The sequence below is a fragment of the Microbulbifer mixtoriginis (SeqCode) genome (assembly GCF_052467945.1).
On sequence record NZ_CP174328.1, the window covers coordinates 2,501 to 27,667 of the forward strand.

Annotated in this window: 18 protein-coding genes and 2 rRNA genes; 4 read left to right on the forward strand and 16 right to left on the reverse strand. The window is 52.7% G+C overall.

Going from position 1 to position 25,167, the window contains the following annotated elements:
- The first annotated feature begins 16 nt into the window (after positions 1–16).
- Positions 17–2,898 (forward strand): 23S ribosomal RNA (locus ACJJIJ_RS00020).
- Between the two features lie 203 nt (positions 2,899–3,101).
- A 5S ribosomal RNA gene (gene rrf / locus ACJJIJ_RS00025) occupies positions 3,102–3,217 on the forward strand.
- A 785-nt stretch (positions 3,218–4,002) separates the two neighbouring features.
- Here rrf and ACJJIJ_RS00030 read toward each other — a convergent pair.
- The 5 genes from ACJJIJ_RS00030 to ACJJIJ_RS00050 all read right to left on the reverse strand — a co-directional run bounded on the left by ACJJIJ_RS00030 (position 4,003) and on the right by ACJJIJ_RS00050 (position 8,836).
- Positions 4,003–5,415, reverse strand: a complete 1,413-nt coding sequence (locus ACJJIJ_RS00030) for a M20/M25/M40 family metallo-hydrolase (protein WP_444891385.1) — start codon at positions 5,413–5,415, stop codon at positions 4,003–4,005.
- A gap of 29 nt (positions 5,416–5,444) precedes the next feature.
- Entirely contained in the window at positions 5,445–5,795 is a 351-nt protein-coding gene (locus ACJJIJ_RS00035; protein ID WP_444891384.1) for a hypothetical protein, read from the reverse strand.
- 3 nt (positions 5,796–5,798) lie between these two features.
- Positions 5,799–6,578 carry a TSUP family transporter gene (locus tag ACJJIJ_RS00040; RefSeq protein WP_444938327.1) on the reverse strand — a complete coding sequence of 260 codons (780 nt, stop codon included), beginning with the start codon at positions 6,576–6,578 and terminating at the stop codon, positions 5,799–5,801.
- Positions 6,550–7,182: a lysophospholipid acyltransferase family protein gene (locus ACJJIJ_RS00045; protein WP_444938328.1), complete on the reverse strand. Its 633-nt coding sequence runs from the start codon at positions 7,180–7,182 to the stop codon at positions 6,550–6,552. Before ACJJIJ_RS00045 ends, ACJJIJ_RS00040 begins: the two co-directional genes overlap by 29 nt.
- 70 nt (positions 7,183–7,252) lie before the next feature.
- A complete protein-coding gene (locus ACJJIJ_RS00050) occupies positions 7,253–8,836 on the reverse strand; it encodes a peptide chain release factor 3 (protein WP_444883737.1) in 1,584 nt (527 codons plus the stop codon).
- Between the two features lie 283 nt (positions 8,837–9,119).
- On the opposite strand from ACJJIJ_RS00050, the gene ACJJIJ_RS00055 reads away from it, so the two are divergent.
- Positions 9,120–10,883: an aminopeptidase P family protein gene (locus ACJJIJ_RS00055; protein ID WP_444938329.1), complete on the forward strand. Its 1,764-nt coding sequence runs from the start codon at positions 9,120–9,122 to the stop codon at positions 10,881–10,883.
- Positions 10,884–10,966: 83 nt separating this feature from the next.
- Here the strand turns inward: ACJJIJ_RS00055 and ACJJIJ_RS00060 are convergent, their stop codons facing one another.
- From ACJJIJ_RS00060 to ACJJIJ_RS00110, 11 genes are all read right to left on the reverse strand, one after another.
- Entirely contained in the window at positions 10,967–11,638 is a 672-nt protein-coding gene (locus ACJJIJ_RS00060; RefSeq protein WP_252085957.1) for a response regulator, read from the reverse strand.
- Between the two features lie 5 nt (positions 11,639–11,643).
- On the reverse strand, positions 11,644–13,086 hold the full coding sequence (locus ACJJIJ_RS00065) for an ATP-binding protein (protein WP_444938330.1): 1,443 nt from the start codon (positions 13,084–13,086) through the stop codon (positions 11,644–11,646).
- Between the two features lie 223 nt (positions 13,087–13,309).
- Complete coding sequence (locus ACJJIJ_RS00070) at positions 13,310–13,870, reverse strand: hypothetical protein (RefSeq protein WP_444938331.1); 561 nt, start codon at positions 13,868–13,870, stop codon at positions 13,310–13,312.
- Positions 13,871–13,899: 29 nt separating this feature from the next.
- The gene (locus ACJJIJ_RS00075) at positions 13,900–15,261 is read right to left on the reverse strand and encodes a YHYH protein (RefSeq protein ID WP_444938332.1); all 1,362 of its coding nucleotides are present in this window, start codon (positions 15,259–15,261) and stop codon (positions 13,900–13,902) included.
- A gap of 420 nt (positions 15,262–15,681) precedes the next feature.
- Entirely contained in the window at positions 15,682–17,019 is a 1,338-nt protein-coding gene (locus ACJJIJ_RS00080; RefSeq protein ID WP_444938333.1) for a YHYH protein, read from the reverse strand.
- 231 nt (positions 17,020–17,250) lie between these two features.
- Positions 17,251–18,633 (reverse strand): MATE family efflux transporter, encoded by a 1,383-nt coding sequence (locus ACJJIJ_RS00085; protein ID WP_252084538.1) that lies wholly within the window; start codon positions 18,631–18,633, stop codon positions 17,251–17,253.
- Between the two features lie 153 nt (positions 18,634–18,786).
- A complete protein-coding gene (gene rimI, locus ACJJIJ_RS00090; RefSeq protein WP_444888004.1) occupies positions 18,787–19,260 on the reverse strand; it encodes a ribosomal protein S18-alanine N-acetyltransferase in 474 nt (157 codons plus the stop codon).
- A complete protein-coding gene (locus ACJJIJ_RS00095) occupies positions 19,257–20,030 on the reverse strand; it encodes a uracil-DNA glycosylase family protein (protein WP_444938334.1) in 774 nt (257 codons plus the stop codon). The genes rimI and ACJJIJ_RS00095 overlap by 4 nt, the downstream gene beginning before the upstream one ends.
- Entirely contained in the window at positions 20,031–21,566 is a 1,536-nt protein-coding gene (locus ACJJIJ_RS00100) for a 2-isopropylmalate synthase (RefSeq protein ID WP_444938335.1), read from the reverse strand. It abuts the gene before it with no gap.
- A 397-nt stretch (positions 21,567–21,963) separates the two neighbouring features.
- Positions 21,964–22,473 (reverse strand): MarR family winged helix-turn-helix transcriptional regulator, encoded by a 510-nt coding sequence (locus ACJJIJ_RS00105; RefSeq protein WP_444938336.1) that lies wholly within the window; start codon positions 22,471–22,473, stop codon positions 21,964–21,966.
- Between the two features lie 2 nt (positions 22,474–22,475).
- A complete protein-coding gene (locus ACJJIJ_RS00110) occupies positions 22,476–22,955 on the reverse strand; it encodes a glutathione peroxidase (RefSeq protein WP_444883748.1) in 480 nt (159 codons plus the stop codon).
- A 178-nt stretch (positions 22,956–23,133) separates the two neighbouring features.
- Between ACJJIJ_RS00110 and ACJJIJ_RS00115 the strand changes: the two genes are divergently transcribed.
- Positions 23,134–25,065, forward strand: coding sequence for a cytochrome c/FTR1 family iron permease (locus ACJJIJ_RS00115; RefSeq protein ID WP_444938337.1), 1,932 nt, complete (start codon positions 23,134–23,136; stop codon positions 25,063–25,065).
- Positions 25,066–25,167 lie beyond the last annotated feature (102 nt).

Genomic DNA, 25,167 nt, shown 5'->3' on the forward strand with positions numbered 1-25,167 from the left:
GTCGTTTGTGTTGTATGGTCAAGCGACTAAGCGTATACGGTGGATGCCTTGGCAGCTGGAGGCGATGAAGGACGTAGGAGCCTGCGAAAAGTCTAGGGGAGCTGGCACACAAGCTTTGATCCTAGAATGTCCGAATGGGGAAACCCACTCCTTTTAGGAGTATCCATAACTGAATACATAGGTTATGGAGGCGAACCCGGGGAACTGAAACATCTAAGTACCCGGAGGAAAAGAAATCAACCGAGATTCCCTGAGTAGCGGCGAGCGAAAGGGGATTAGCCCTTAAGCTCTTTATGTTTTAGTGGAAGGTTCTGGAAAGTACCGCGATACAGGGTGATAGCCCCGTACACGAAAAGGCATTTAGAGTGAAATCGAGTAGGTCGGGACACGTGTTATCTTGACTGAATATGGGGGGACCATCCTCCAAGGCTAAATACTCCCAGCTGACCGATAGTGAACCAGTACCGTGAGGGAAAGGCGAAAAGAACCCCGGAGAGGGGAGTGAAATAGAACCTGAAACCGTATACGTACAAGCAGTAGGAGCCCTTCGGGGTGACTGCGTACCTTTTGTATAATGGGTCAGCGACTTATTGTCTGTAGCAAGGTTAACCGCTTAGGGGAGCCGTAGAGAAATCGAGTCTTAATAGGGCGTTTAGTTGCAGGCAATAGACCCGAAACCCGGCGATCTATCCATGGGCAGGTTGAAGGTTGAGTAACATCAACTGGAGGACCGAACCCACTAATGTTGAAAAATTAGGGGATGACCTGTGGATCGGAGTGAAAGGCTAATCAAGCCGGGAGATAGCTGGTTCTCCTCGAAAGCTATTTAGGTAGCGCCTCGCGTCTCACCCTCGGGGGTAGAGCACTGTTTGGGCTAGGGGGTCATCCCGACTTACCAACCCCATGCAAACTCCGAATACCGAGGAGTGCAATCGCGGGAGACACACGGCGGGTGCTAACGTCCGTCGTGGAAAGGGAAACAACCCAGACCGCCAGCTAAGGTCCCAAATACCAGTTAAGTGGGAAACGATGTGGGAAGGCCCAGACAGCTAGGAGGTTGGCTTAGAAGCAGCCATCCTTTAAAGAAAGCGTAATAGCTCACTAGTCGAGTCGGCCTGCGCGGAAGATATACCGGGGCTAAAACTGGTAACCGAAGCTGCGGATGCTCTTAGGAGCATGGTAGAGGAGCGTTGTGTAAGCCGTTGAAGGTGGATCGGGAGGTCTGCTGGAGGTATCACAAGTGCGAATGCTGACATGAGTAACGACAAGGGAGGTGAAAAACCTCCCCGCCGGAAGACCAAGGGTTCCTGTCCAACGCTAATCGGGACAGGGTTAGTCGACCCCTAAGGCGAGGGCGAAAGCCGTAGTCGATGGGAAACAGGTTAATATTCCTGTACTCGCTATTGCTGCGACGGAGTGACGGAGAAGGCTAGGCCAGCATGGCGATTGGTTGTCCATGTTTAAGGTTGTAGGCTGGGGACTTAGGCAAATCCGGGTCCCTAAGGCTGAGAACTGATGACGAAGCCCACTTAGTGGGTGAAGTGGTTGATGCCCTGCTTCCAGGAAAAACTTCTAAGCTTCAGGCAATAGTGAATCGTACTCTAAACCGACACAGGTGGTCAGGTAGAGAATACCAAGGCGCTTGAGAGAACTCTGGTGAAGGAACTAGGCAAAATGGTACCGTAACTTCGGGAGAAGGTACGCCGGTTTTGGTGATGGGACTTGCTCCCTAAGCTGAGGCCGGTCGAAGTGACCAGGTGGCTGCGACTGTTTATTAAAAACATAGCACTCTGCAAACTCGTAAGAGGACGTATAGGGTGTGACGCCTGCCCGGTGCCGGAAGGTTAATTGATGGGGTTAGCTTCGGCGAAGCTCTTGATCGAAGCCCCGGTAAACGGCGGCCGTAACTATAACGGTCCTAAGGTAGCGAAATTCCTTGTCGGGTAAGTTCCGACCTGCACGAATGGCGTAACGATGGCCACGCTGTCTCCACCAGAGACTCAGTGAAATTGAAATCGCTGTTAAGATGCAGTGTACCCGCGGCTAGACGGAAAGACCCCGTGAACCTTTACTACAGCTTTGCACTGAACTTTGAGCCTACTTGTGTAGGATAGGTGGGAGGCTTTGAAGCAGTAACGCTAGTTATTGTGGAGCCGTCCTTGAAATACCACCCTGGTATGTTTGAGGTTCTAACTCTGGTCCGTTATCCGGATCGAGGACAGTGTATGGTGGGTAGTTTGACTGGGGCGGTCTCCTCCCAAAGAGTAACGGAGGAGTACGAAGGTGCACTCAGCATGGTCGGAAATCATGCAATGAGCATAATGGTATAAGTGCGCTTGACTGCGAGACAGACATGTCGAGCAGGTACGAAAGTAGGTCATAGTGATCCGGTGGTTCTGTATGGAAGGGCCATCGCTCAACGGATAAAAGGTACTCCGGGGATAACAGGCTGATACCGCCCAAGAGTTCACATCGACGGCGGTGTTTGGCACCTCGATGTCGGCTCATCACATCCTGGGGCTGAAGCCGGTCCCAAGGGTATGGCTGTTCGCCATTTAAAGTGGTACGCGAGCTGGGTTTAGAACGTCGTGAGACAGTTCGGTCCCTATCTGCCGTGGGCGTTGGAAATTTGAGAAGAGTTGCTCCTAGTACGAGAGGACCGGAGTGAACGAACCTCTGGTGTTCGGGTTGTCACGCCAGTGGCATTGCCCGGTAGCTATGTTCGGACGGGATAACCGCTGAAAGCATCTAAGCGGGAAGCCTCCTTCAAGATTAGATTTCCCTGACTCCTTGAGAGTCCTAAAGGGCCGTGGAAGACTACCACGTTGATAGGCTGGGTGTGGAAGCGTTGTGAGGCGTTGAGCTAACCAGTACTAATTGCCCGTGCGGCTTGACCATACAACAGAGATGGTTACTAACGACTAGCTAAGCTAGCGGATTGTGGAATGAAAGACACACAATGATCGCTTGCGGTGTATTACTACAGATTGTTTTACCGACTTATTTGGGGTTATCGCCGGTCAACAGACCGAGGCAAACAGCGATAACACGGCAGGCCAAGCAGATTGCTTATAAGACCAACGCCAACCCAAGCCAGTTTGCCTGACGACAATAGAGTTGTGGAACCACCTGATCCCTTGCCGAACTCAGAAGTGAAACGCAACATCGCCGATGGTAGTGTGGGGCTTCCCCATGTGAGAGTAGGTCATCGTCAGGCTTCTAATCCGAAAAGGGCCACCCAATAGGGTGGCCCTTTTTTTATGTACAAAAAATTGAATGCATAAAAAAATAAACACAGAGAATAAAAAAATAAATTCAAAATACAGAAAAAATAAAAAGCCCAATCGAATTTTTACTCGCAACACTCCCGCCGAAAAATCCAACTCGGTAAAAGCCAATGAAAAAAGCGCAGGCTCTAAAAAGCTCCGAGGAGCCTTCCCTCCTATAAATAAAGCACTTTCTTAAATTTTTTCTGTAAGTAAAAAATGGAAATACAAAAAAATAACGCGCTTTATTTAATCTGCACCTCAAGCACCACCAAAAAAACACCTGAAATTAAAAAGTGCTCTTTAACCTAGAAAAATCATTGCGTTGAAAAAAACGGCGCAGAAATACCAATAAAAATACCGGTGATTTTTTGCACGTTTTAATGAACCTGTGCAACCACGGGGCCTGGCGCGGATATACCGCAGTTATGCACAAGTCTATCCAGACTTTCTGTTAATAACGCCAAGCGCTGGAAAGTGGATAAATGGCTGGTGTTTTTTTGCCCGTTGAAAAGAGCCCCGCGGAAACAGGGGCCTGAGCGTGGATATCCCTGAGTTATACACAGCTCTATCCATGGATTCTGTTAGTAACAGCCTGTTAATGGAATGGTCATCAGCAGGAAATAGAAATATGCCTTGGTGCTGTGGGTAACTTGGGGAATGGTACGAATAGGGTAGGTGAGGTATAAAGAGCCTCCACTGAGGAGACTCTTGTCGTGGTTGTGAGGTGCTTAGTTTACTCTTTTATTTTTGAGGGAATTCGGCCGAGGTCATCTTCCATCTCGGTGGCAAGGAAGGACATCACTACCCAGGCTGCGACGTTCTGACGCAGGTTCTCTGGCTTCACCTTATCGAGGGTATCGTTAGGGGTATGGTGATAGTCGAAGTAGTCGGTACCATCCTGGTAGAGACCGAAGGCAGGGACTCCTTCGGCGACAAACACACTACTGTCTGGTCCGCCATAGGATTTGTTATGTCCGCGCTCGATGCCGAGAGGTGCTAGTAATTGCATCATTTGGTCGGCAATATCGAATTTACTCTCAGGCAAACGAGTATCAAATCTCCAGATCTTACCTGCGCCAAAGTCAGACTCAGAGATGGCAATAATATTATCCAACTCGTGACGATGTGCATCTAAATACTGCTTGGCACCGACCAAGCCAATTTCTTCGGCGCCGAAGAGAACTACTCGCAGGGTACGACGAGGACGCTTGGGGAGCTCGGCAATCAGGCGAGCGGTCTCCATTACTATGGCGACTCCGGCGCCATCATCCAGCGCTCCAGTACCTTCATCCCAAGAATCCAAATGGGCGCCAATAATCATGACTTCTTCGGGTTTCTCGCGGCCAGTAATTTCTCCAATAACGTTAAATGATGGGCCATCACTGTGACGCTGATTATCTATATCGAGCTTAACTTCTACCGGCTTGCCACGTTTCAACATGGCTTCTAAAAGGTTGGCATCCGGGGCTGACAGTGCCAGTGCGGGAACTGGGTTTTCGACATCATTAATAGACATCATGCCGGTATGGGCAAAGCGGTCAGAGTCTGTGCCCACGGACCTTAGGAGCAGTGCGGCAGCACCTTTCTCAGCGGCTGCACGCATACCTTTACTGCGCCCTTGCACTGCAGGGCCATAGCCTTCTCCGGTGCGTGCCTTTGCCATACGCTTGTTGATGAAGGCTATTTTCCCTTTTACCTGTTTAGGGGAGGCTTGCAGTAGGGCTTCAACATCGGGAAACTCGACGATTTCCGCAGTAAGGCCATCTTTGGGGGTTGCTACGCTATAGCCCAGGGAAGACACCACCAGTGGTTGGGGGTAGGGCGAAACCACCTGGGCGTGGGCATGTCCACGTGTCCAGCGGGGTACTTCAATTTGCTCTGTATAAACCCGATCGAACCCCAGGGATTTCATTTTTTCCTGGGCCCAAACCACTGCACGCCGATCACCTTCCGTACCTGCGCGACGGGGGCCCACTTCTACCGTCAAGGATTCAACGATGCTATAGGCATCAGAAGAAGCCAGGGCGCGATCACGCAATACTTCTGCCACGGACAGATCTTCCTGGGGTAGTGGCTTCGCCTGGGTGATGCTGATCGCTGTAGTTGCAATAAAGGCCCCAGTGAGGGTCAGTAGTGGTTTAAACATATGTTTATCCTTGATTAAAGCTCGTTGACTCAAGATCTAGGTTGTTTGTTAGGTGTGTTGATAAGTAGCCTACTGCGAATATGCCGCAGTTGTTCCAGCCCCTTCTCGGTAAATAAATAGGGCGGGTGATCACTGGACTCGTGCTCTTCTATTTCGAGACACTTGAGTCGCATTGCTTCCAACTCAGGATCATGGCGCATTGGTATCGCCACTAGGGCACGCCATTCACTCTCGCTAGCCTGGCCGGTGATGGCATCCTCTAGGCCTTTAATAAAGCTGGCTCTGTCCATACGAAATCGCGGAGTGCGCAGATGCATTAATGTCCAGATCACAATGACAAAAGCACAGAAGGACAGCAGCAGAGTGAGGAACAGGGTCACTTTCTAGGGCTCCAGCAGTAATTTTATCGCGATGGTCATAGTAACGAGAATAACTACAGGCTTAATCAGTTTGGCTCCATGGGAAATAACCAGGTTAGATCCTAATCTTGCACCGATAATCTGGGTGCCCGCCATAGTGATACCGACTATCAGTGAAAAGTATCCGCCCAGTATAAATATAACCAGTGAGGTGATATTGGTGGCCAATACCAGCGGTTTGCTTGATGCCGTGGCTTTGCGCATGTTGTAACCCAGTAGAGCGGCGAATGCCAGGGCATAGAAGGCCCCTATTCCAGGACCAAAAAAACCTCCATAAAAACCAATCCCACCACCAATCAGAATGTTAAATAGCCCAGGGCTTATTCTGGATTTAGAGTCAATATCAGAAATTCGCGGCGAAAATGCGAAGTAGAGGGCGATGACGATAATTAATATAGGCAGTAGTGTATCGAGTATGTCTCCCCCGACTTTGGTGACTGCCCAGGTACCCAGGGCGGAACCAAAAAAGGCTGCTATCAAGCCCGGCCACAGGGGTTTCAGTTGTAAGTGCCCTTTTCGAAAGTAGTTGAAGCTGGATGAGAGAGTACCGAAAACGGCCTGGAATTTATTCGTGCCGAGGGCATCTAGGGGGGGGAGGCCAGCCCATAAGAGTGTGGGCAGGGTTAGTAGGCCTCCGCCGCCGGAGATAGCGTTGATAAAGCCAGCGGTGAAAGCCACCGCGGCGAGTATCAAATATGTGCTAAGGGTTAAATTGCTACTGAATTCTATCACGGGAGGAATCACTGCCCTCCAAGAGATCGGTTTGCATATTGTGGTGAAACCCCCGGTATTTACTGAAGCGACGCTGGATTTCCGTCATATCCTCTTCCAGGTTTCCCGTGGGATGGTAGAGGGAGTCCAGGCAGAAACGCTTGCGAGAAAAGTCCCAGGCAACCAGTAAAATTGGTACCTCGGCAGCATAAGCAATTCGCAGGAAGCCACTTTTCCACTTAGTGACTTTCTTGCGAGTTCCCTCGGGAGTTATGCCGACCCACATTTTTTCGTTATTGCGGTATTGCCTAGCTACCTGTTTGGCGATGCCCCCTGCAGAACCACGATTGGTGGGCACGCCACCGAGCCACATAAAGAGATTTTTAAAGGGGAAGAAAAAAGCTTCCTTCTTCATGAGCCAGGAAATTTTCACCCTATAAGCCATGATAAAAGGCATGGCCACGACAAAGTCCCAGTTGGAGGTGTGCGGGGCCAGGGCCACCATCACTTTTTTTTCCGGAGGGAAGGTACCTTCCAGGCGCCATCCCATCAGCCGGATCAGCAGCCTACCAATAGCAGCGGTCAGGCCGTTGCCTAGGCGGGGCATTTCTTCCGGTAATTCTTTCTGCTGACTCATTATTGATCTCTCTGTCTACTGCTCAAACATCCTGGAACTGACAAGCGATTTCAGGAAACGTCCACCCAAGTTAATGCTCGCGGGTGGCGTAGAAGCGAATATCCGGATAACGCTCCTCGGCCAACTGCAAATTCACACGGGTAGGCGCTAGGTAGGTCAGGTGTCCACTGCCATCTATGGCGAGGTTGGTACTCGCTTTGCGTTTAAAGTTTTCCAACTCTTTTACACTCTCGCTTTCCACCCAGCGAGCAGTATTTACATTTACATTTTCATAAATGGCTTCCACCTTATATTCGTCCTTGAGGCGATAGGCGACCACTTCAAACTGCAGGACACCGACGGCGCCGACAATAATGTCGTTGTTATCCAGTGGAAAAAATACCTGGGTAGAGCCCTCTTCGGAGAGCTGCTGCAAGCCCTTTTGCAGTTGCTTTAGTTTTAAAGGATCTTTCAGGCGAATACGACGGAATAACTCCGGGGCGAAATTGGGAATGCCGGTAAACTTTAGAGACTCACCTTCAGTAAAGGCATCTCCGATCTGGATAGTGCCATGGTTGTGCAGGCCGATAATATCGCCGGCAATAGCCTCTTCCACGTGGGTTCGGTCGCCAGCCATAAATGTTACGGCGTCGGCAATTTTTATATCTTTGCCGATGCGTACATGTTTCATTTTCATGCCGCGGCTATAAGTACCGGAACAGACGCGCATAAAGGCAATACGGTCGCGGTGTTTGGGGTCCATATTGGCCTGAATCTTAAACACAAAACCGGAGAACTTTTCTTCGTTTGGCTCTACCTGGCGCTCCTGGGTGGCGCGAGGCTGAGGGCCCGGGGCCCATTCGACAAATCCATCGAGCATTTCACGTACGCCAAAATTACCAAGTGCTGTGCCGAAAAATACCGGAGTCAGTTCGCCAGCTAAATAAGCTTCCAGATTGAATTCGTGGGTAGCGCCGCGTACCAGTTCGATTTCTTCGCGGATGTCCTCGGCATATTCGCCGAGTAGCTCATCGGCCTCAGCGGAGTCGAGCCCTTTGATCTGGATATCGTCGGGAATTGTGTGACCCTGGCCTTGAGTAAATACGTGAATTGTATCGGTGTAGAGGTTGTATACCCCTTTAAAATTTTTACCGGAGCTCAGTGGCCAATTGATGGGGGCGGCTTGGATATTCAAGACTTCTTCAATTTCATCCATCACTTCGATGGGGTCGCGAATATCCCGATCCAGTTTGTTGATAAAGGAGAGAATCGGCGTGGTACGCAGTCGGCACACATTCATCAATTTGATGGTGCGGTCTTCGACACCCTTGGCGCCATCGATCACCATCAGTGCAGAGTCGACCGCAGTGAGTACCCGGTAGGTGTCTTCGGAGAAGTCTTCGTGCCCGGGGGTGTCGAGCAGGTTAACCGTGCGCTCCTTGTAGGGAAACTGCATCACCGAGGAGGTGACGGAGATACCCCTTTCTTGTTCCATGGTCATCCAGTCGGAGCGCGCGTGGGGACCTTTTTTCCCTTTAACCGAACCTGCCAGCTGAATGGCATTTCCGAATAAAAGTAGCTTTTCGGTCACGGTTGTTTTACCGGCGTCCGGGTGGGAAATGATAGCGAAGGTGCGGCGGCCGGCGTAGCCCGCCAGGGAAGAACTCTGGCCCATATTTTAAGATTCGATCACTCGATATTCGGAATAAAAACAGGTCTGCATTATACACGCCGGCGCTGATACAAGGGTGGGGTATACTGCGAAATTGGCCTCTGAAATTGGGGCATAAAAACCATTTCGGCAGTGTCAATAGGCGGAGCTGCCAGCACTGCTGGCACTCCAGAACATCTTTTTGAATAAATTCGACTTTTCAGTCGAGTCAAGGTCATCACAAAGAACAGTGACTAAGCATGGGGCTGCAGAAGTGGCTCGGGTGCTGGAAAACCATGGGGGAAGTATGAGTCAGGAACCATTACAGCGAGTGCGGGAGGAGTTGCGGCGACAGGGCGTGGAGGCTTTCCTGGTTCCCCGCGCCGATGAGTATCAGAATGAATATGTGCCCGCAGCAGATGAGCGTTTGGCCTGGATTACTGGCTTTACTGGATCTGCGGGCATGGCGGTGATTGGCCTGGATAAAGCTGCTCTTTTTGTAGATGGTCGCTATACCCTGCAAGGCCAGCAGCAATTGGGAGACCTGCCCATAGCCCTGGAGGATCTAAATAGCCAGGTTATTGCCCGTTGGGTGGGTGATCAGCTGCGCTCGGGTCAGTCTCTGGGCTTTGATCCTCGCCTGCATACGGAGCCGGGGTTGGCGCTGTTGAAAGAGTATTTGGCTGAACGAGATATTGCTCTAAAGCCCTTGGAGCACAATCCCATTGATACGATTTGGCTCGACCGGCCAGCATCTCCCTGTGGCCAAGCCTGCCCCCACCCCTATGTGTTTACTGGTGAGCACTCCAGTGAAAAGCGCCAGCGCATCGCCACTCTTCTCGCCGAAAAGCGTGTAGATGCTCTGTGGCTGGCAAATCCCGAGAGCTGTGCCTGGCTGTTCAATATTCGTGGAGACGACATTCCCCATTTACCTGTAGCACTATCCAGTGGAGTGCTCTTCAGAGACGGCAGCGCAATTTTGTATCTGGCCGAACCGGCAGTTGGTGAGGGGCTTTTGGAGCACCTCAATCGGGAAGTGATGGTGGTGACCGAGAAGGGCCAGTTGTTTGAAGGTCTGCGCCGCCGCCACGTGAACAGGATTTGGGTAGACCCCACAATTAGTAACTGTTGGACTCTGCAGCAGCTACGCGCTCTGGATTTGCAATTGCTATTGGAGCGTGATCCTGTGACCCAGGCCAAGGCGTGTAAAAATTCCGTAGAGCTGGCGGGCTCCAGGGCAGCGCATGAGCGCGATGGTGCAGCGCTGTGTGAATTCCTAGCCGAACTGCCCACTGCATTGGCAGAAGGTTTGGATGAACTGGCTGCGGTGAAGCTGCTTTACAGCAAGCGTCAGCAGCGCGAAGGCTTTCGCGGCAATAGCTTTGAAACTATTTCGGGCTATGGTCCCAATGGTGCCATAGTGCACTACCGGGTGAGCGAGGAGTCGAGCTTGCCGATGGCTCCTGAGGGCATTTTCCTGTGCGACTCGGGCGCTCAATATCCCGATGGCACCACGGATGTAACTCGTACAGTGGCCCTGGGAGAAATTCCTGCACTTGCACGAGAGCACTTTACCCGTGTGCTCAAAGGACATATTGCCATCGCTACCCTACGTTTTCCGCAGGGCACCTGTGGAGAGCAGATTGATGCGATTGCACGTAGATCTCTATGGGATGCCGGCTTGGATTACGCCCACGGAACAGGTCATGGTGTTGGTAGTTTCCTAAGTGTGCACGAAGGGCCACAGCGTATCGGCAAAGCGGTTACCAATACCCCGTTACAGCCCGGTATGATTCTCTCCAATGAACCGGGTTTTTATCTCACCGGTCAATACGGTATTCGTATTGAAAATCTGGTGTTTGTAAAAGAGAGTGTGGATTACCAAGGTTTTTTGCAGTTTGAGGAATTAACACTGGCGCCGATCGATCGGAGTCTGATTGATACTACACTTCTCACCGCGCAAGAGCTGCAATGGTTGAACTGTTACCACCAGCGTGTGCGGAAGATCATTACGCCTCTGGTGAATGAAAAAACGGCTTCCTGGTTACAGAAAGCCACCGAGGCTTTGTAATTTGATCGCTGGGAGCCCAGCTCCCAGCATCTCTTTTGCGGCTCTATCAAAATACAGAGTACTATGCGTTTACACCGTAATAATTACTGCACCTCAAATTTGTATCCCGCACCGTAAACTGAATGGATTAATTCCTTATCCGGCAGCAAGGCCGCAATTTTCTTGCGCACTTTTTTTATGTGGCTATCGATAGTTCGATCGCTGATTACCCGGTAGTCGGAATAAATACGATCCATGATTTGTTCTCGGGAAAAAATACGGCCCGGCTCACTGTAGAGAAGCTCGAAGAGATGGAACTCCAGGGCCGTTAAGCCCACGTCTTGGCCCCCGATCAACAGTTGACCGGTGTTGCGCTGCAGCTGGATCTCCCCGAGTTTTTGTTGCTCGGAACTGTGCGTACGACGCAGAACGGCTTTGACCCGCGCCACGATTTCCCTGGGGCTATAGGGTTTACACACATAGTCGTCCGCTCCAATTTCCAAGCCGCGCAAGCGGTCAGCCTCTTCAATTCTGGCGGTCAGCATTATAATCGGTACGCTGCTGTAGCGGCGGATTGCCGTGCAGATCTCCAATCCACCTTTCCCCGGTAACATCAGATCGAGCAAAATCAGGTCCGGGGGGTGGGCCTCAACATGGGGGATGACCTCATTGCCATTAGTGAGTATATCGGCCTGGTAGCCAGCTGCTTCAAGGTAATCCAGCAGCAAGTTGGCCAGTTCTATTTCATCTTCGACAATTAAAATCCTTGCGCCCATTATTCCTACCATTTGATCCTCTCGCTGAGAGGGAGATAAATACTAATTTCCAGGCCGCCCAGGCGAGACGGGCCAGCGGAAATACTGCCCTCGTGGGCTTGGACAATATTCTGGCAAATCGACAGCCCCAGGCCCGCCCCCCCGGTTTCTCGACTGCGCGAGACTTCGGTGCGATAGAGACGATCGAAAAGGTGAGGCATATCTGCACTGGTGACTCCCGGAGAGGAATCAGTAAAGGTGATAATAGCCGTTTGCGCCTCCGCGCGGGCATGTATTTTAAGTTGGCCACCGCTATCGGTATAACGCAAGCTATTGGTGAGGAGGTTGCCAAATAATTGTTGTAGGCGTGCCTCATCAGCGTAAATTAGTTTGTTTTCGGCCAACTCACACTGCAATTGCAAATCGATATTTTTCTCGGCAAAGGCACTGTGAAAATCCTTAACTACCCTGGTCAGCAATGGGCCCAGTGAGAGATCGGATTTGCAATAGTTCAAGGCCCCGGCATCGGATAGCGAAAGCTCATAGAGGTCGTTTATCAAGCGGCTGAGCTGGCGGATTTTATCGTGCAAAATATTGAGATTTTCCGGTGTGGCGGTGCGTACACCATCCTGCAGGGCTTCAATTTGCCCTTTGAGTACTGCCAGTGGAGTGCGCAGCTCATGGGAGATATCGGCCATCCAGCGATTGCGCGCGTGTTCGTTGGCCTCCAGGGTTGCCGCCAAGCGGTTGAAGTCCGCACTCAGCTGGCCAAGTTCGTCGCGCCGCTCGATATCAATTCGGGTTTTATAATCTCCCGAAGTGAGGCGGTGGGTGGCTTCGGCCAGGCGTTGGATAGGGCGTACCAGCTGCCAGGCCAGGGGTATGGCAATGGCTAGGGCAACGAGAAAAGTGGCGATGGAGATCAGCGCAAAAGTGCGGGATAACTCCCGGATAAAACCCTGTTCATAATTATTGGAGAGCTCGGGCGGTGGATTGATAGTGAGGTAGCCAACAGTTTTATCTGCTACTTTAATTGGCTGATAGAGCAATTCTTTTTCCGGTGCTGGTCGACCAATTACGAGTCGCTTTTCACTGTCAAAAAGGCTTAGGCGCGGCCCCAAGCGGTTACCCATAGGCGGGTGATGGCCTGGCCCGAACATGCCTCGCGGTGGTATTCCATCAGGTGGTGGGGGTGGCGGTAAGCGGTCGAAGCGACGAAAGATTGTTTGTCTGTGCAGGTCAATCCACTCGGAGCCATTCGCTTCTAGAGATTTCCAGCTGCCCTTACGACGGTAAAAGCTTTCCAGTGCCTGGACCAGTCCTTCCACATCGCGCAACTCTTGTGCACGCATATAAGCCTGAAAACCGTGGCTGAAACTCCACTGGAAAAAAACAAACATACCACCGACAGTAATCGCCGTGGTGAGTAAAAAAGCCAGGCTGAGTTTGTTGCGAATATTTAACGACATCTTTCTTGCAGTCCTTCCTACGGACAGTGGGTATAGCGGACTCTCCCGTTCCACCATTTTGGGCTTTGCCCGTTCGAATGATTCTCCAAGCGTACACTTACAGCAAAAGGGGAGGCAATCTCAGTGACCAATTACTTACTGTTTATGACCAAGAATACAAAGCAATTCAGGTACTTTGCGAAAAATCGTGCTGAATAAATACAGCGGGAAAACCTCCAGCGGCTTACTGGCTAATGTGCGCTAAATCTTGTGGCTTCTTACTCTCTTCCCTCCTTTCACCCTGAGATAAAGGCGATGTGGAAAAATGGTGCAGGACAAAGTTATCTCTGTTGCGCTGAATAAATAGTGTTGCCAAAACCCGCTTGCCCCCGCGACTCCAGGTACTGTGGTCGTGCGCATTGAGAGTCACTGTGATTTGGTTGAAGCCAGGCTTCAGCAGTTTTTCTGGCAGATGCACGTCGGCGGCGTAGAGGCGCTGTATTTTTTCCCCATTGATGTAGAGGTGTGCGTGCCCTTCGAGGAAACGCTGTGGCTTATTGCTGGCGTAGCGGGGGGATTCCAGTTCGAAGCGGTCGTAACCGATATGTAAATTGAAACCGGACAGGCTATCTCTGCTGATGTCCAGTTCAATTCTCGGTACGGCTATATGCACGGGTATCTCTATGACCGGATGTTGATCGCCGTTGTGACCGGCGTGGGGGTTGGCTTGGGCGGTCAGTGCGGGGCTGCCCGATACCATCAGACCGAAGAGGGAGCCAATAAGAAAATACCCGATTATTTTCATAGAAAGTTCGCCTTTAATGATGCTCGATGTCAGCGCCCAATGGTTGAAGAACACCGGTTTACAATGGTTTGCTCATCCAGTTTTCCGTAAAAGCGTGGTCCAAAAGTGAAAGGGAATGCGGGCACCAATTGGGCGTCATCGCTAAGTGTGACAGTCAAGTGATAATGGTAGCCGCGTTCTTCATCTGTATGGCCGTTGTACTGGTCCAGGTATGCACCACTCTGGGCTGTCAGTTCAGGATCCCAGTAATAGTCCTCGTAAAAAAAGCCGGCCGTAGTATCGAATTCGTTACCGGATAGGGAGGTATAACTGCCGTTGGTGGATGGGCCGGTATTGTTGGTATTCGCAACGCCCTTGCTAGTGTCGTATTCGTCAACCAATAGGCATGAGCGCTCGCCGGCGACGCCACAACCGGTTTCTGAGCTGGGATCCTCGTAGTCGCGTATCGCCCAACTGCTTGTTGCCAATTGTCCGTCGCCTTCCCAGGGCCCGTAAATCGGGTAGCCGTCGGCGGTATAACCATAAATTGGTGAGTGGGCATCACCTACATCCCCCACCAGATTTGCCAGGCAGTCGCTGTAGAAATGATGATGGTAATCACCGTTGGCGGCATGACCACCACAGACATCCACATCATAGACTTCGGCCAGAGGGGCTAGGGTGTGCCAGGTGTTGTTGACAGACTGGCCGTCGCTCCACTGATAGATAGAGGTGCCATTTACCCAGTAGCCCTGCACGCCGAGGCTAGTTTCACAGTCTTCTGTTGCAGCTTCCGGGGATTTGGGGATGTAGCCCTGATGCGAGACATTCTCCGGGCAGACGGGGCCGGGGGGCCAGAAGCCATAGCCTGCTTCGGCACCACAGGAGGCGTTGCTGCGATAACCGATATCCTGACCAAAACTGATGAAGTCACCCACTTGCACATTGGGGCTGCCGTTTAGGAAATCACTGTTAACCTTGGGGCGGGTGAGCAGGGCACTGAGGATATTTTCGGTGATCAGAATTTCGTAGTTGGGAATTCCGCTTGCGGATACCCGGGTGTATTCCTTGCCGCTTACAGTAACGGATTCAACACTCTGCACATTGACCAGAGCTTGCTCATTACTGTTGTTCTCGTAGATATAGGGCGCGCGCTCTCCGGTGGTATTGACGACCCAGACCCCGGTGTCTTCCGTACTGCTGTCGCTTCCCCCAGTGTCTTCGTCCCCATTGCGGTCATCACCGCTGTTGCTGCCGGTTGAGGAATCACTGCCCTCGCTGCTGATTTCTGTATCAGAGGAAGAACTCCCTCCGCCACCGCATCCCTGTAAGGCACCGGTGATCAGTGTAAGGGCGATGGCGCAGGATAAAAGCGAGCGCTGGTCCGGGAGGAGCATTTCTATTCTTTTCATGGGTAACCCTGACATCTAGGGAGAAGCCACCTGAAAGTACTGAAGAAAAGAGGACAAAATATGGACAATATGGGGGCTTGCGCAGCTGGTTTTCCCGATGAGAAATGCCTTTCACTATTGCACTAAAACAGACCATTGCGTGAAAGCGGCTATGTCTGCAAAAACCTTTCTCCCCAATGGGTATGGGGAAGTCATTCATTCCCCCTTTGCCGATTTTTTAACGTGATGAAAAAATATGATGTCGCTCTCTGGCAGAGATCGACACTGTTAAATTTTGCAAAGTTTGCCTTGGGGAATAGTCTTCAAGCGTAGTGACAGTTGTGGGGGTGAGATTGCCAACCACGCTGTGGGGGAATCCCGCAGCGCGGTTTAATTGCAGCAGCGCTTAAAAATAAATGCAAAACCTTAAGGTGTTTCGGCTTACCTTGGTGGGGGTCTCGGCGGAGTACCGCCCCCGACCTCATCGGAACAGACACTGACGATCGTCTGGCTATCAAGCTTACCGTAGAAGCGCGGCCCGAAGGTATAGGGAAAGGCTGGAATAAGCTGCCCGTCTTCGGCCTGGGTCACGGTGAGGTGATAATGGTAACCGCGTTCACTATCGCTGTGACCGTTGTATTGATCCAGATGGGCACCGCCGAGCGCAGTAAGGACGCTATCCCAATAATAATCCTCATAGAAAAAACCAGACCTGGTAATAAACGTATTACCCGATAGAGAAGTGAAAACATCACTGGTGCTGGGACCTCTATTGTTTAGTACTTCAGTGCCTTTAGTAAGATCGTACTCATCGATCAACAAGCAGCTGCGCTCCCCGGCTATGCCGCAACCACTCGGTGCGCTGGGGTCGTCGTAATTGCGAATGGCCCAGCTGCTTATGGCCAGTTCTCCATCGGCTTCCCAGGGGCCGTAGATGGGATAGCCATCGGCGGTAAAGCCGTAAATCGGGGAGTGAGTACCGCCTGAGTCCCCAACCAGATCCGCCAGGCAGCCGCTGTAAAAATGGTGATGGTAATCCCCTCTAGCCGCATGGCCTCCGCAGATATCTACATCGTACTTTTCTGCCACCGGTGCCAAGGTGTGCCAAGTGCCATCCACTACCTGGCCATCGCTCCACTGATAGATGGAAGTGCCGTTGACCCAGTAGCCCTGTGCTCCAAGCCCGCTTTCACAGTTTTCATCGGACATTTCTGGTGCCAGTGGGAAGTAGCCTTGGTGAGAGACGTTCTCAGGGCACACGGGACCGGGAGGCCAGTAGCCGTATCCCGCACTCGTAGCACAACTCTGAGTGTTACTGCGGTAGCCGATATCCTGGCCAAAGCTGACGACATCGCCAACCTGTACAATGGGGCTACCGCTGACGAAATCAGTGGCGGCCTTGGGGCGATTGATCAGCCAACCGTATAGGTTGTCGGTGATTTCGGTTTCGTAATCGGGGATACCTGTCGCCGTTACCAGAGTGTAATCTTTGCCGTCCACCATGACTGACTCCACACTCTGGATGTTCACCAATACCTGTTCGTTGCTATCGCTTTCGTAGATATAGGGTGCGCGGACGCCAGTGGTGTTCAGAATCCAGGGCTCGTGGTTCCCGTTGTTACCGCCGCCATTATCTCCGGAATCATCTTTTGGAGGGGGATCGGGGTCGTCCTGATCGCAGCCCATTAGGCTTGTTGAAACCAGGGTCGAGAGTAGAGCTGACAGGACTGTGTTGCGCCACAGTTGCCAGCGAAGCGATGCACTTTCCTTTTCTTGCATAAATCACCGTCCTTGCTGCGGAGTAAGTAGGCGTGACCGGACTCTGGGTTCGGCCACGGCTGAAACTAACGTGCAAAGTGGGAAGTAATATGCAAGCTCACTAGTGTGGCGGATAATTCATTATGAAGTGCGGCAGAGCCAAATACAGCGCTGTAAAGTTGAACAAGAGGCAGCCTCATGGACGGGAGAGTTGCGCAATGAGGCTGTCGCTTGTGTTTTCCTGAACTGAAATTAACTGGCCGATAGGGGTTCTGTTGTGTCGACTTCCGCACTGCGCTTGCTGGTATCGTGGCGCAGCCACCACCAGGATAGGGCGCCGAGCAACAGGTTGGATGCGGCGGTAGCAGCAAACAATCCGGTCATGCCCCAGAAATAGTTGCCGACCCACGCTAGGGGGAGATAGATACCGAGTACCCGCAGGAACGAGATCATGGTTGCAGGCAATGGCCGACCCAGGCCGTTGAAGGCGGCATTGGCCGACATTACAAAACCGTAACCGGCATAGCTAAACGGCACCAGGCTCAGGTAGGCGACAGCCACGGCGATAACTTCTGGGGAGTCGCTGAACAAGCGCACTACTGGCTCGCCGATCAAATAAAGCAGTACCGCCAACCCCGTCCCCAGTATCAGGCAGAAGCGCGCCAGTACACTGACGGTTTCCCGCAGCCGGTCGGTGTTGCCGGCCCCGGCGTTTTGTCCCATAAAGGGGCCGACGACTGCAGAAAGTGCATAAAAAATAATCAGGGCAACTGGCTCGATACGCAGGGCCACGCCGAGTCCGGCCACGGCCTCGTCGCCGTGTACGGCCACCAGTGCTACTACAACACCACCGGCCATGGGGATAATGACATTGGTGAGTACCGCCGGCAGCCCCACGGCGAGGACTTTGCGCCAGGATTCGACTAGGGTACCGAAGTGCCATTGGGGCGCGGCCACAAGATTTTCCCGGCGGATCAAATAATAGAAGGCGAAGAAGAAACTGATGGCGCGCACGATGACAGTGGCGATCGCTGCACCCTGTAATTCCAGCCGGGGAAACCCTAGCAGGCCGAAAATCAGAATAGGATCGAGGATCACATTGAACAGGGCCACCCCCACCATGATTCGACCGGTCAGCGCGCTGTTGCCGATAGCGCGCAGAGCCGAAAGGGCAATGGTGGGGACTATCACGAAGATAGTGCCGATGTACCAGGGCACCATGTAGTCCTCGATCAGTGGCATCAGCTCTTCGCTGGCACCGAGCAGGGAAAACAGGGGGCGAATGCTCAACAGGCCGGCGACAGTAATCAGCAGAGAAATGAGGAGCGCCAATACCGAGGCGTCTGTTACTAATCTGCGCACATTCCCTACATCTCCGGCACCGTAGGCACGGGCTACCGCGGAGGAGGTACCGGCGCCGAGACCAATGGAGAAACTGTTGATGACCATCACAACTGGGAAGGTGAAGCTCATAGCCGCTAGAGGGGCACTGCCCAGCTGTGAGACAAAATAGGTATCCACGATATTGAAGGACATTACCGCGAGGATACCCCACACCATGGGCAGAGCCAGTCTCTGCAGGTGGCCGGAAACCGAGCCTTCTAGGAGTGAGGGACTGCTTTTAGATAGCGACATTCGATAACTCTTTCCAACAAATCGGTGGTTTGGGCAGATTTTCTGATACTGCTCAGGCAATGAAGATATGGTTCGGCAGCATCCCCTGCGGAAAACTGCGTGGGATGGCACGGCGAGAAATTTGGGCCAAAAACGCCCGCTGACTGTTTTAAGCTACGGTTGCGGCTCTGCCAGGGCGAGGCTCATGAGTACAGCATTCTCGCGTTTGCCGTTTTCCGCGGGATAGTAATTCTTGCGCAAGCCATCCTCAGAAAAACCCAGTTTGCGATAGAGTGACTGCGCGGCGAGATTGGAGGCCCGCACCTCCAGCAATAGCCGCCGGATATCTTTGTGTCGCTCGTCGATAAGGCGGCGCAACAGCGTTTCCGCCAAGCCATGCCGGCGCCACTGGGGTACCACGGCCACATCGAGAATTTCCGCTTCGTCAAACAGCTGGCTGATTACACAGCAGGCGACAGTCTCACTGCCGCTGTTGAGTAGCCAGCACTGGTGCCCGGCTTTTAGGCTCTGCAGATATTGTGTCTCACTCCAGGGGTGGCTGTGGGCACTGAGCGCCAGATTGGCCAGAGCGGCACAGTCAGTCTCCTCGGCGAGACGTAAATCCAATTTGGTGTTGGACAACATCATTGAGCGCGGGTCTCTGCGGGATAGGCTTTGCGCAGCAGCTGCCAGAGTTCGCGCTTGCGTTGCGGCTGTTGTAGCAGTTGCGACAGACTGGGCATGGGCAGGATGCGTATACCATCCCAGTGGTTAATATCGCTTTCCAGGGGCTGAGGTGTACAGAATTCCTGTGCTTCTTGCCCCATCAACCAGATCGACAGCACTGGATAGCGCGAGCAGGAGGCCTCCAGCCAACTGGAAAAGGTATCGCGGGCCTCCGAGGCGTCTGCCGCCGGGCCGAAGCGGTTTTCTGCCATTGGCCAATGCAGACGCTCTTGCTGACGCGGTAGCTCGTGCCAGTTAAGCGCTCGAACGATATTGCCGAACAGAGACTCTAGTGGCAGTGCGGCACCGGGCTCGTGGCTGTCTACTGCCAGCAGGGTTTCGCCAAGACGCCAGCAGTTGAGTACAAAGGGTTTCACTTGCTGGCTCGGCGCCGCCACCGGTATGGCAATAGTAGGTTTTACCGGAGCCTGTGCTTTTGTCGCGCTAGTTAGTGCGTTGATCTCGGCCGCGACAGTATCACGCTCCTTGGTTGCCGGTGCGTCAACAATCTGTGCCGCAGACTGCGGCAGGGGGTTGCTAGCTAATGGCAGCGGTTGGTCAGTAGCGGCATCCGGCTCCGCCGGCGGCAGCTTGGCCTGGCGGGGCTCGGGAGCGAGCGGTAATACAAAGCGCGGCACATAGCTGGCTATACCCAGTACCGACAGATATTCCGCTCGCTGCAGCTCGTTCACTTACACGCCCTGTTTCTTACTCTCACTGATGGCGAGCAAGTTTAACGCATCCATGTAGGCTTGTGCCGAGGCAATCAAAATATCGGTATCGGCGCCAACACCATTGACAAGACGGCCATCTCTCTCCAATCGCACGGTGACAGAGCCCTGGGAATCTGTTCCCTGAGTGACGGCGTTGACGGAATACAGTTTTAAGTCTGCGCCACTATCTACGATATGCTCGATAGCTTTGAAAGTGGCATCTACCGGTCCGCCGCCTTGAGCCTCAGTCTGGTGGGGCACACCATCGATGGATAGTTCGATAAAGGCTTGTGGCGCACTGCCGATTTTAGTGCGTACGTCCAGATCGAGCAGCCTGAAGCGCTCGGCGGGTTCCTCGCGCAGGGCCACCAGAGAGTGCAGGTCCTCGTCGAAAATTTCGTGCTTCTTATCGGCCAGTTCCTTAAAGCGCTGGAATACCAGTTGGAACTCTTCGCCATCGCTAAAGGCGATGCCCAGCTCCTCATAGCGGGCACGTACCGCGGCCCTGCCGGAATGTTTACCGAGCACTAGGCGGTTTTGCCCCCAACCCACATCTTCGGCACGCATGATTTCGTAGGTTTCGCGGTGTTTGAGTACCCCGTCCTGATGGATGCCGGACTCATGGGCGAAGGCGTTGGCACCGACAATGGCCTTGTTGGGTTGTACCGGGAAGCCGGTTACCGACGAGACCATGCGTGAGGTGGGCACAATATGGCTGGTGTCGATGCCGGTGTGTACCGGGTAGAGATCCTGGCGGGTCTGTACCGCCATCACGATTTCTTCCAAAGAGGCGTTACCGGCGCGCTCACCCAAGCCGTTGATGGTGCACTCTACCTGGCGTACGCCGTTCATAACGGCGGACAGGGAGTTGGCCACCGCCAGACCCAGGTCGTTGTGACAGTGGGTAGAAAAGATGGCTTTGTCGGAGTTGGGGACACTCTCGATAACCCGGCGGAACATGGCACCGTACTCGCCCGGTTCACCATAACCGACAGTATCGGGGATATTGATAGTACCGGCACCGGCGGCGATCACCGCCTCGATAATGCGATACATAAACTCCGGTTCAGAACGACTGCCATCCTCCAGGGAGAATTCAACATCGTCGGTAAACTGGCGCGCGGTCTTTACGGCTTTCACCGCTTGCTGCAGCACATCCTCCGGATCCATCTGCAGCTTGTATTGCATATGAATTGGGGAGGTGGCGATAAATGTGTGAATACGCGAGGCGTTGGCTTTTTTCAGGGCCTCTCCGGCGCGCACTATATCGGCGTTGACGGCGCGCGCGAGGCTGCAGATACGAGACTCGCTCACGGCTTCGGCAACCGCCTGAACAGCTTCAAAATCTCCGGGGCTGGCAATGGCGAAGCCAGCTTCAATCACATCTACACGCATGCGTTCCAGCATACGGGCTATGCGCACCTTCTCCTCTTTGGTCATAGAGGCGCCGGGACTCTGCTCTCCATCGCGCAGAGTGGTATCAAAAATGACTAACTTATCTTTTTTGGTGCTCATTTCTGTTTTTTCTCCTTATTTGTTTCGAGGCTAAACAAGGGGCTTCGCCGCTGTCTACGCAACGTCCAAATAAAGTTGGGAATTCTGTTGAGGGTGGGGGGGAGAAAAATTATATGCCGCGCAAGGGCAGTCGTAGCGAGGAAGCTAGGGCGAAATGGCGAGGCTGAAAAGTACAGTTGTCAGTCTTCATGTGTGGCGATACCGGCAGCGGACTGGATTTCGCATATTATGGAGGTCATTTAAGCTTGAGGTCAATGCTCATCCTAAATATTCATTTAAATTGTTTTTTGTTGGTGGTTGCGTCCTAATGTTTGCCCTATTTGTTGGCTTTTTTTCTCTCTTGGGGTGTTTACCCCAAGGGTGAAGGCTCCCGGGGGCGATGAGGAAAATATTGTTTCTACTTTGCGGCACCTTTGGGGCTGCTACCTTCCAGCTTGTGAAGAAATTGCCAGAGGTCACCGTGAAGCTGTTTCACCTCAGTACGAGTAATGGCTGAGTTTTGGATGCTTTGCTGCACCCACTGCTTGGCTCGGGGCTTTAATGCCAGACCAGCACTGGTGGCCGCCACTAGGGTGACCCGTTCATCCCCTGGAGCGCGTTTTCTCTCTACCAGTCCATGTTCCTGCATGCGCTTCAATAGGGGGGTGAGAGTGCCGGAATCGAGCATCAAGCGCTGCCCGAGAGCTCGGAGGCTTCTCTCATTATCCTTTCCGTCTTTTTCGACTTCGCAGTTTTCATCTTCACGTGCCCACTCCCAGAGCACCATCAACACAAGGTACTGGGGGTAGGTGATGCCCAGGTCTTGCAGCATGGGCTGATAGGCTTTCGTCATAGCCCTGGAGGCAGCGTAGAGGGCAAAACAGAGCTGGCGGTTGAGAGCCAGCTCGGAATCTTCGTCGCAAATCACAGTTACAACATCCGTTCGATTTCTTCCTGCAGGGACTCAGGGGTGTCTTTTGGGGCGTAGCGTTTAATTTCCTTGCCATCCTTACTGATCAGAAATTTGGTGAAGTTCCACTTGATGCCTTCGGTGCCAAGGAGGCCCGGTGCTCTTTTCTTCAGCTCCACAAACAGTGGGTGAGCCGTGGGGCCATTGACATCGAGTTTGGCGTAAACGGGAAAGCTGACGCCAAAATTCAGTTCACAGAACTCTTGGATTTCATCGTCACTGCCGGGTTCCTGTTTGCCGAACTGGTTACAGGGGAAGCCAAGCACGGTTAGGCCGCGGTCTTTATATTGATCGTAGAGGGCTTCGAGTCCTTTGTACTGCTTGGTGAATCCACACTTGCTGGCAGTGTTTACCACAAGGATCAGTTTGCCCTTGTAGTCCTCAAGGGAAGTGGTTTCGCCGCTGGCGGTCTTTACGGGGATTGAGTAAAGGTCTGTCATGGTGTGCTCCGCTTTTTAAGTTGTGCACAATTTAATTGTGGGCAATGTAAAAAGCAAGACTTTTTCAACTCAATGAATATAGGTGAGTTTAAGCATGGGGTTTATTATGAGAATGATTATCAATAATATTGTGCGCTCCATAACGAATATTGTTTGTAGTAACTGAAAAGGACACTCCATGCGCCTTTCCCACCATCTGGCTCGCTTGTTTTTAGCGTTGCTGGCCATTTCGATTATCCCCGCCCAGGCCCAGCAAGGGGGGCTCTCAGATCAGGAACTGCGCCAGTTGATGCAAATGGCGGAGTATATTGGCGTTGATTACCCGGAGGCTGTGGCCGGAGGCAAGATCATCAATGCTGACGAATTTGCTGAAATGGAGGAGTTCGCCGGGCTGCTGATCGACCGTGGGCAGCAGCTAAAAGATTCCACCGAGGCCAGTGTTATTCGCGCAGAGGCCCAGGCCTTACAGGCGGCGATCCAGCGCAAAGCGGATATTGATGAAGTGCAGGTGCACACAGCCAGTTTGCGCCAGGGGTTGCTAGCTATTGCTCCGGCATTATCACTGCCAAGTGGATTAGTCAGTACTGAAGAGACTCTCGCGCTCTATCAGGCCCAGTGTATTGCGTGTCACGGTGTGGAGGGCCACGGCGACGGCCCCCTGGCGGCGAATCTGGAGCCTGCGCCGACTAATTTCCACGAGCGCGAGCGCGCTGTTAATCGTTCTCTGTTGGGGCTTTACGATGCGATCAGCAATGGTATTGATGGCACCGCCATGACTGCTTTTGCTAATCTCACCGAGCAGCAGCGCTGGTCTCTCGCTTTTTACGTGGGTGGCTTGGCATTTGCCGGTGAAAGCGACCCGGCTGCGGAAATGAAACCTACCTTGCAAGATATGGTGATGTATAGCCCACAGGTGCTGCGCAATGATCGTCCGGAAATCTCCTCACAGACGGTGGCGGCACTACGCGCTGATCCGAGTGTGCTATTTACCGCAGAGGCTTCGGTAGGCGGCTCTCCCATTGATGTGGCGCGCACACAGTTACAGGCGTCGCTGCTGGCCTATCAACAGGGCGACTTCGCCAAAGCTCGCACACTGGCTATCAGCGCCTATCTCGATGGTTTTGAGATGGCGGAAAATTCCCTGAATTCTCTGGATGCAGACCTGCGCTTGGCCACTGAGCGTGAGTTGCTGGGATTGCGCGCGCAACTTCATGCCGATAGCGACCCCCAACAGGTTCGGGCGCAGATTGAGACAATCCTGCAGCAACTAGCTCAAGCGGAGTCGCTAATGCAGGAGGGCAACCTGTCTGGTGCTGCTCTATTTATTGCCAGTCTGGTGATTCTTCTGCGTGAAGGGTTGGAGGCGCTATTGGTGGTGATTGCTCTGACTACCATCCTGGTAAAAACTGGCCGTCGCGATGCCCTCAAATTTGTGCATGTGGGCTGGGTCGGTGCCTTTGCTGCCGGCTTTGCCACCTGGATTGCGGCGCAGACACTGATCACCATTAGTGGTGCCGGTCGTGAGGTGATGGAGGGCGTGGCCGCCTTGTTGGCCGCGGTAGTGCTCTTCTATGTGGGCTTCTGGATGCACAGCAAAACACAAGCGGACGAGTGGCAGAAATATATCCGTGAAAGCATCAACCGTAGCCTGAGTACCGGTGCCCTTTGGGGTATTACAGGGCTGGCATTTATCGCAGTTTACCGTGAGATCTTCGAGACCATCCTGTTCTATCAATCTCTACTGGCGCAGACTTCTGCAGGTCATTATGGCACTTTGTGGACAGGGGTTGGCGCTGGTGTAGTTTTACTGGCGGTGATTGGTTTTGCCCTAGTGCGTTACTCGGTAAGCCTGCCGATCGGTAAATTCTTCAGCGTGACCACTTATGTATTGCTGGCACTGTCATTCGTACTTGCAGGCAAGGCGGTTGCCGCGTTGCAGGAGGCGGCCTGGATTGGTATTTCACCGCTGCCGGTGCAGTTTAGCTTCGACTGGCTGGGTATTTACCCAACTTGGCAGGGGATTGGCTTGCAAGCCTTGGTGCTTATCGGAGCGCTTTGGCTGATGAGAAAGGGGAGTGCTTCTACTGAGGCTCCTGCCAAGGTTGCTTAATAAAACGTAGCTTGAAAGTATTGAAAATACCCGCTCCTAGAAGCGGGTATTTTTTTGCTAAAGAAGCCCCACTTAGAATCTGAATATGCCAATTACCCTATT

Bases quoted from the DNA above. Each gene is read 5' to 3' on its own strand.
- ACJJIJ_RS00030 (WP_444891385.1), bottom strand. From the start codon at position 5,415: ATGTTTAAACCACTACTGACCCTCACTGGGGCCTTTATTGCAACTACA.
- ACJJIJ_RS00060 (WP_252085957.1), bottom strand. From the start codon at position 11,638: ATGGGCGCAAGGATTTTAATTGTCGAAGATGAAATAGAACTGGCCAAC.
- ACJJIJ_RS00070 (WP_444938331.1), bottom strand. From the start codon at position 13,870: ATGAAAATAATCGGGTATTTTCTTATTGGCTCCCTCTTCGGTCTGATG.
- ACJJIJ_RS00055 (WP_444938329.1), top strand. From the start codon at position 9,120: ATGAGTCAGGAACCATTACAGCGAGTGCGGGAGGAGTTGCGGCGACAG.
- ACJJIJ_RS00050 (WP_444883737.1), bottom strand. From the start codon at position 8,836: ATGGGCCAGAGTTCTTCCCTGGCGGGCTACGCCGGCCGCCGCACCTTC.
- ACJJIJ_RS00085 (WP_252084538.1), bottom strand. From the start codon at position 18,633: ATGTCGCTATCTAAAAGCAGTCCCTCACTCCTAGAAGGCTCGGTTTCC.
- ACJJIJ_RS00045 (WP_444938328.1), bottom strand. From the start codon at position 7,182: ATGAGTCAGCAGAAAGAATTACCGGAAGAAATGCCCCGCCTAGGCAAC.
- ACJJIJ_RS00075 (WP_444938332.1), bottom strand. From the start codon at position 15,261: ATGAAAAGAATAGAAATGCTCCTCCCGGACCAGCGCTCGCTTTTATCC.
- ACJJIJ_RS00110 (WP_444883748.1), bottom strand. From the start codon at position 22,955: ATGACAGACCTTTACTCAATCCCCGTAAAGACCGCCAGCGGCGAAACC.
- ACJJIJ_RS00115 (WP_444938337.1), top strand. From the start codon at position 23,134: ATGCGCCTTTCCCACCATCTGGCTCGCTTGTTTTTAGCGTTGCTGGCC.
- ACJJIJ_RS00100 (WP_444938335.1), bottom strand. From the start codon at position 21,566: ATGAGCACCAAAAAAGATAAGTTAGTCATTTTTGATACCACTCTGCGC.
- ACJJIJ_RS00065 (WP_444938330.1), bottom strand. From the start codon at position 13,086: ATGTCGTTAAATATTCGCAACAAACTCAGCCTGGCTTTTTTACTCACC.
- rimI (WP_444888004.1), bottom strand. From the start codon at position 19,260: ATGATGTTGTCCAACACCAAATTGGATTTACGTCTCGCCGAGGAGACT.
- ACJJIJ_RS00080 (WP_444938333.1), bottom strand. From the start codon at position 17,019: ATGCAAGAAAAGGAAAGTGCATCGCTTCGCTGGCAACTGTGGCGCAAC.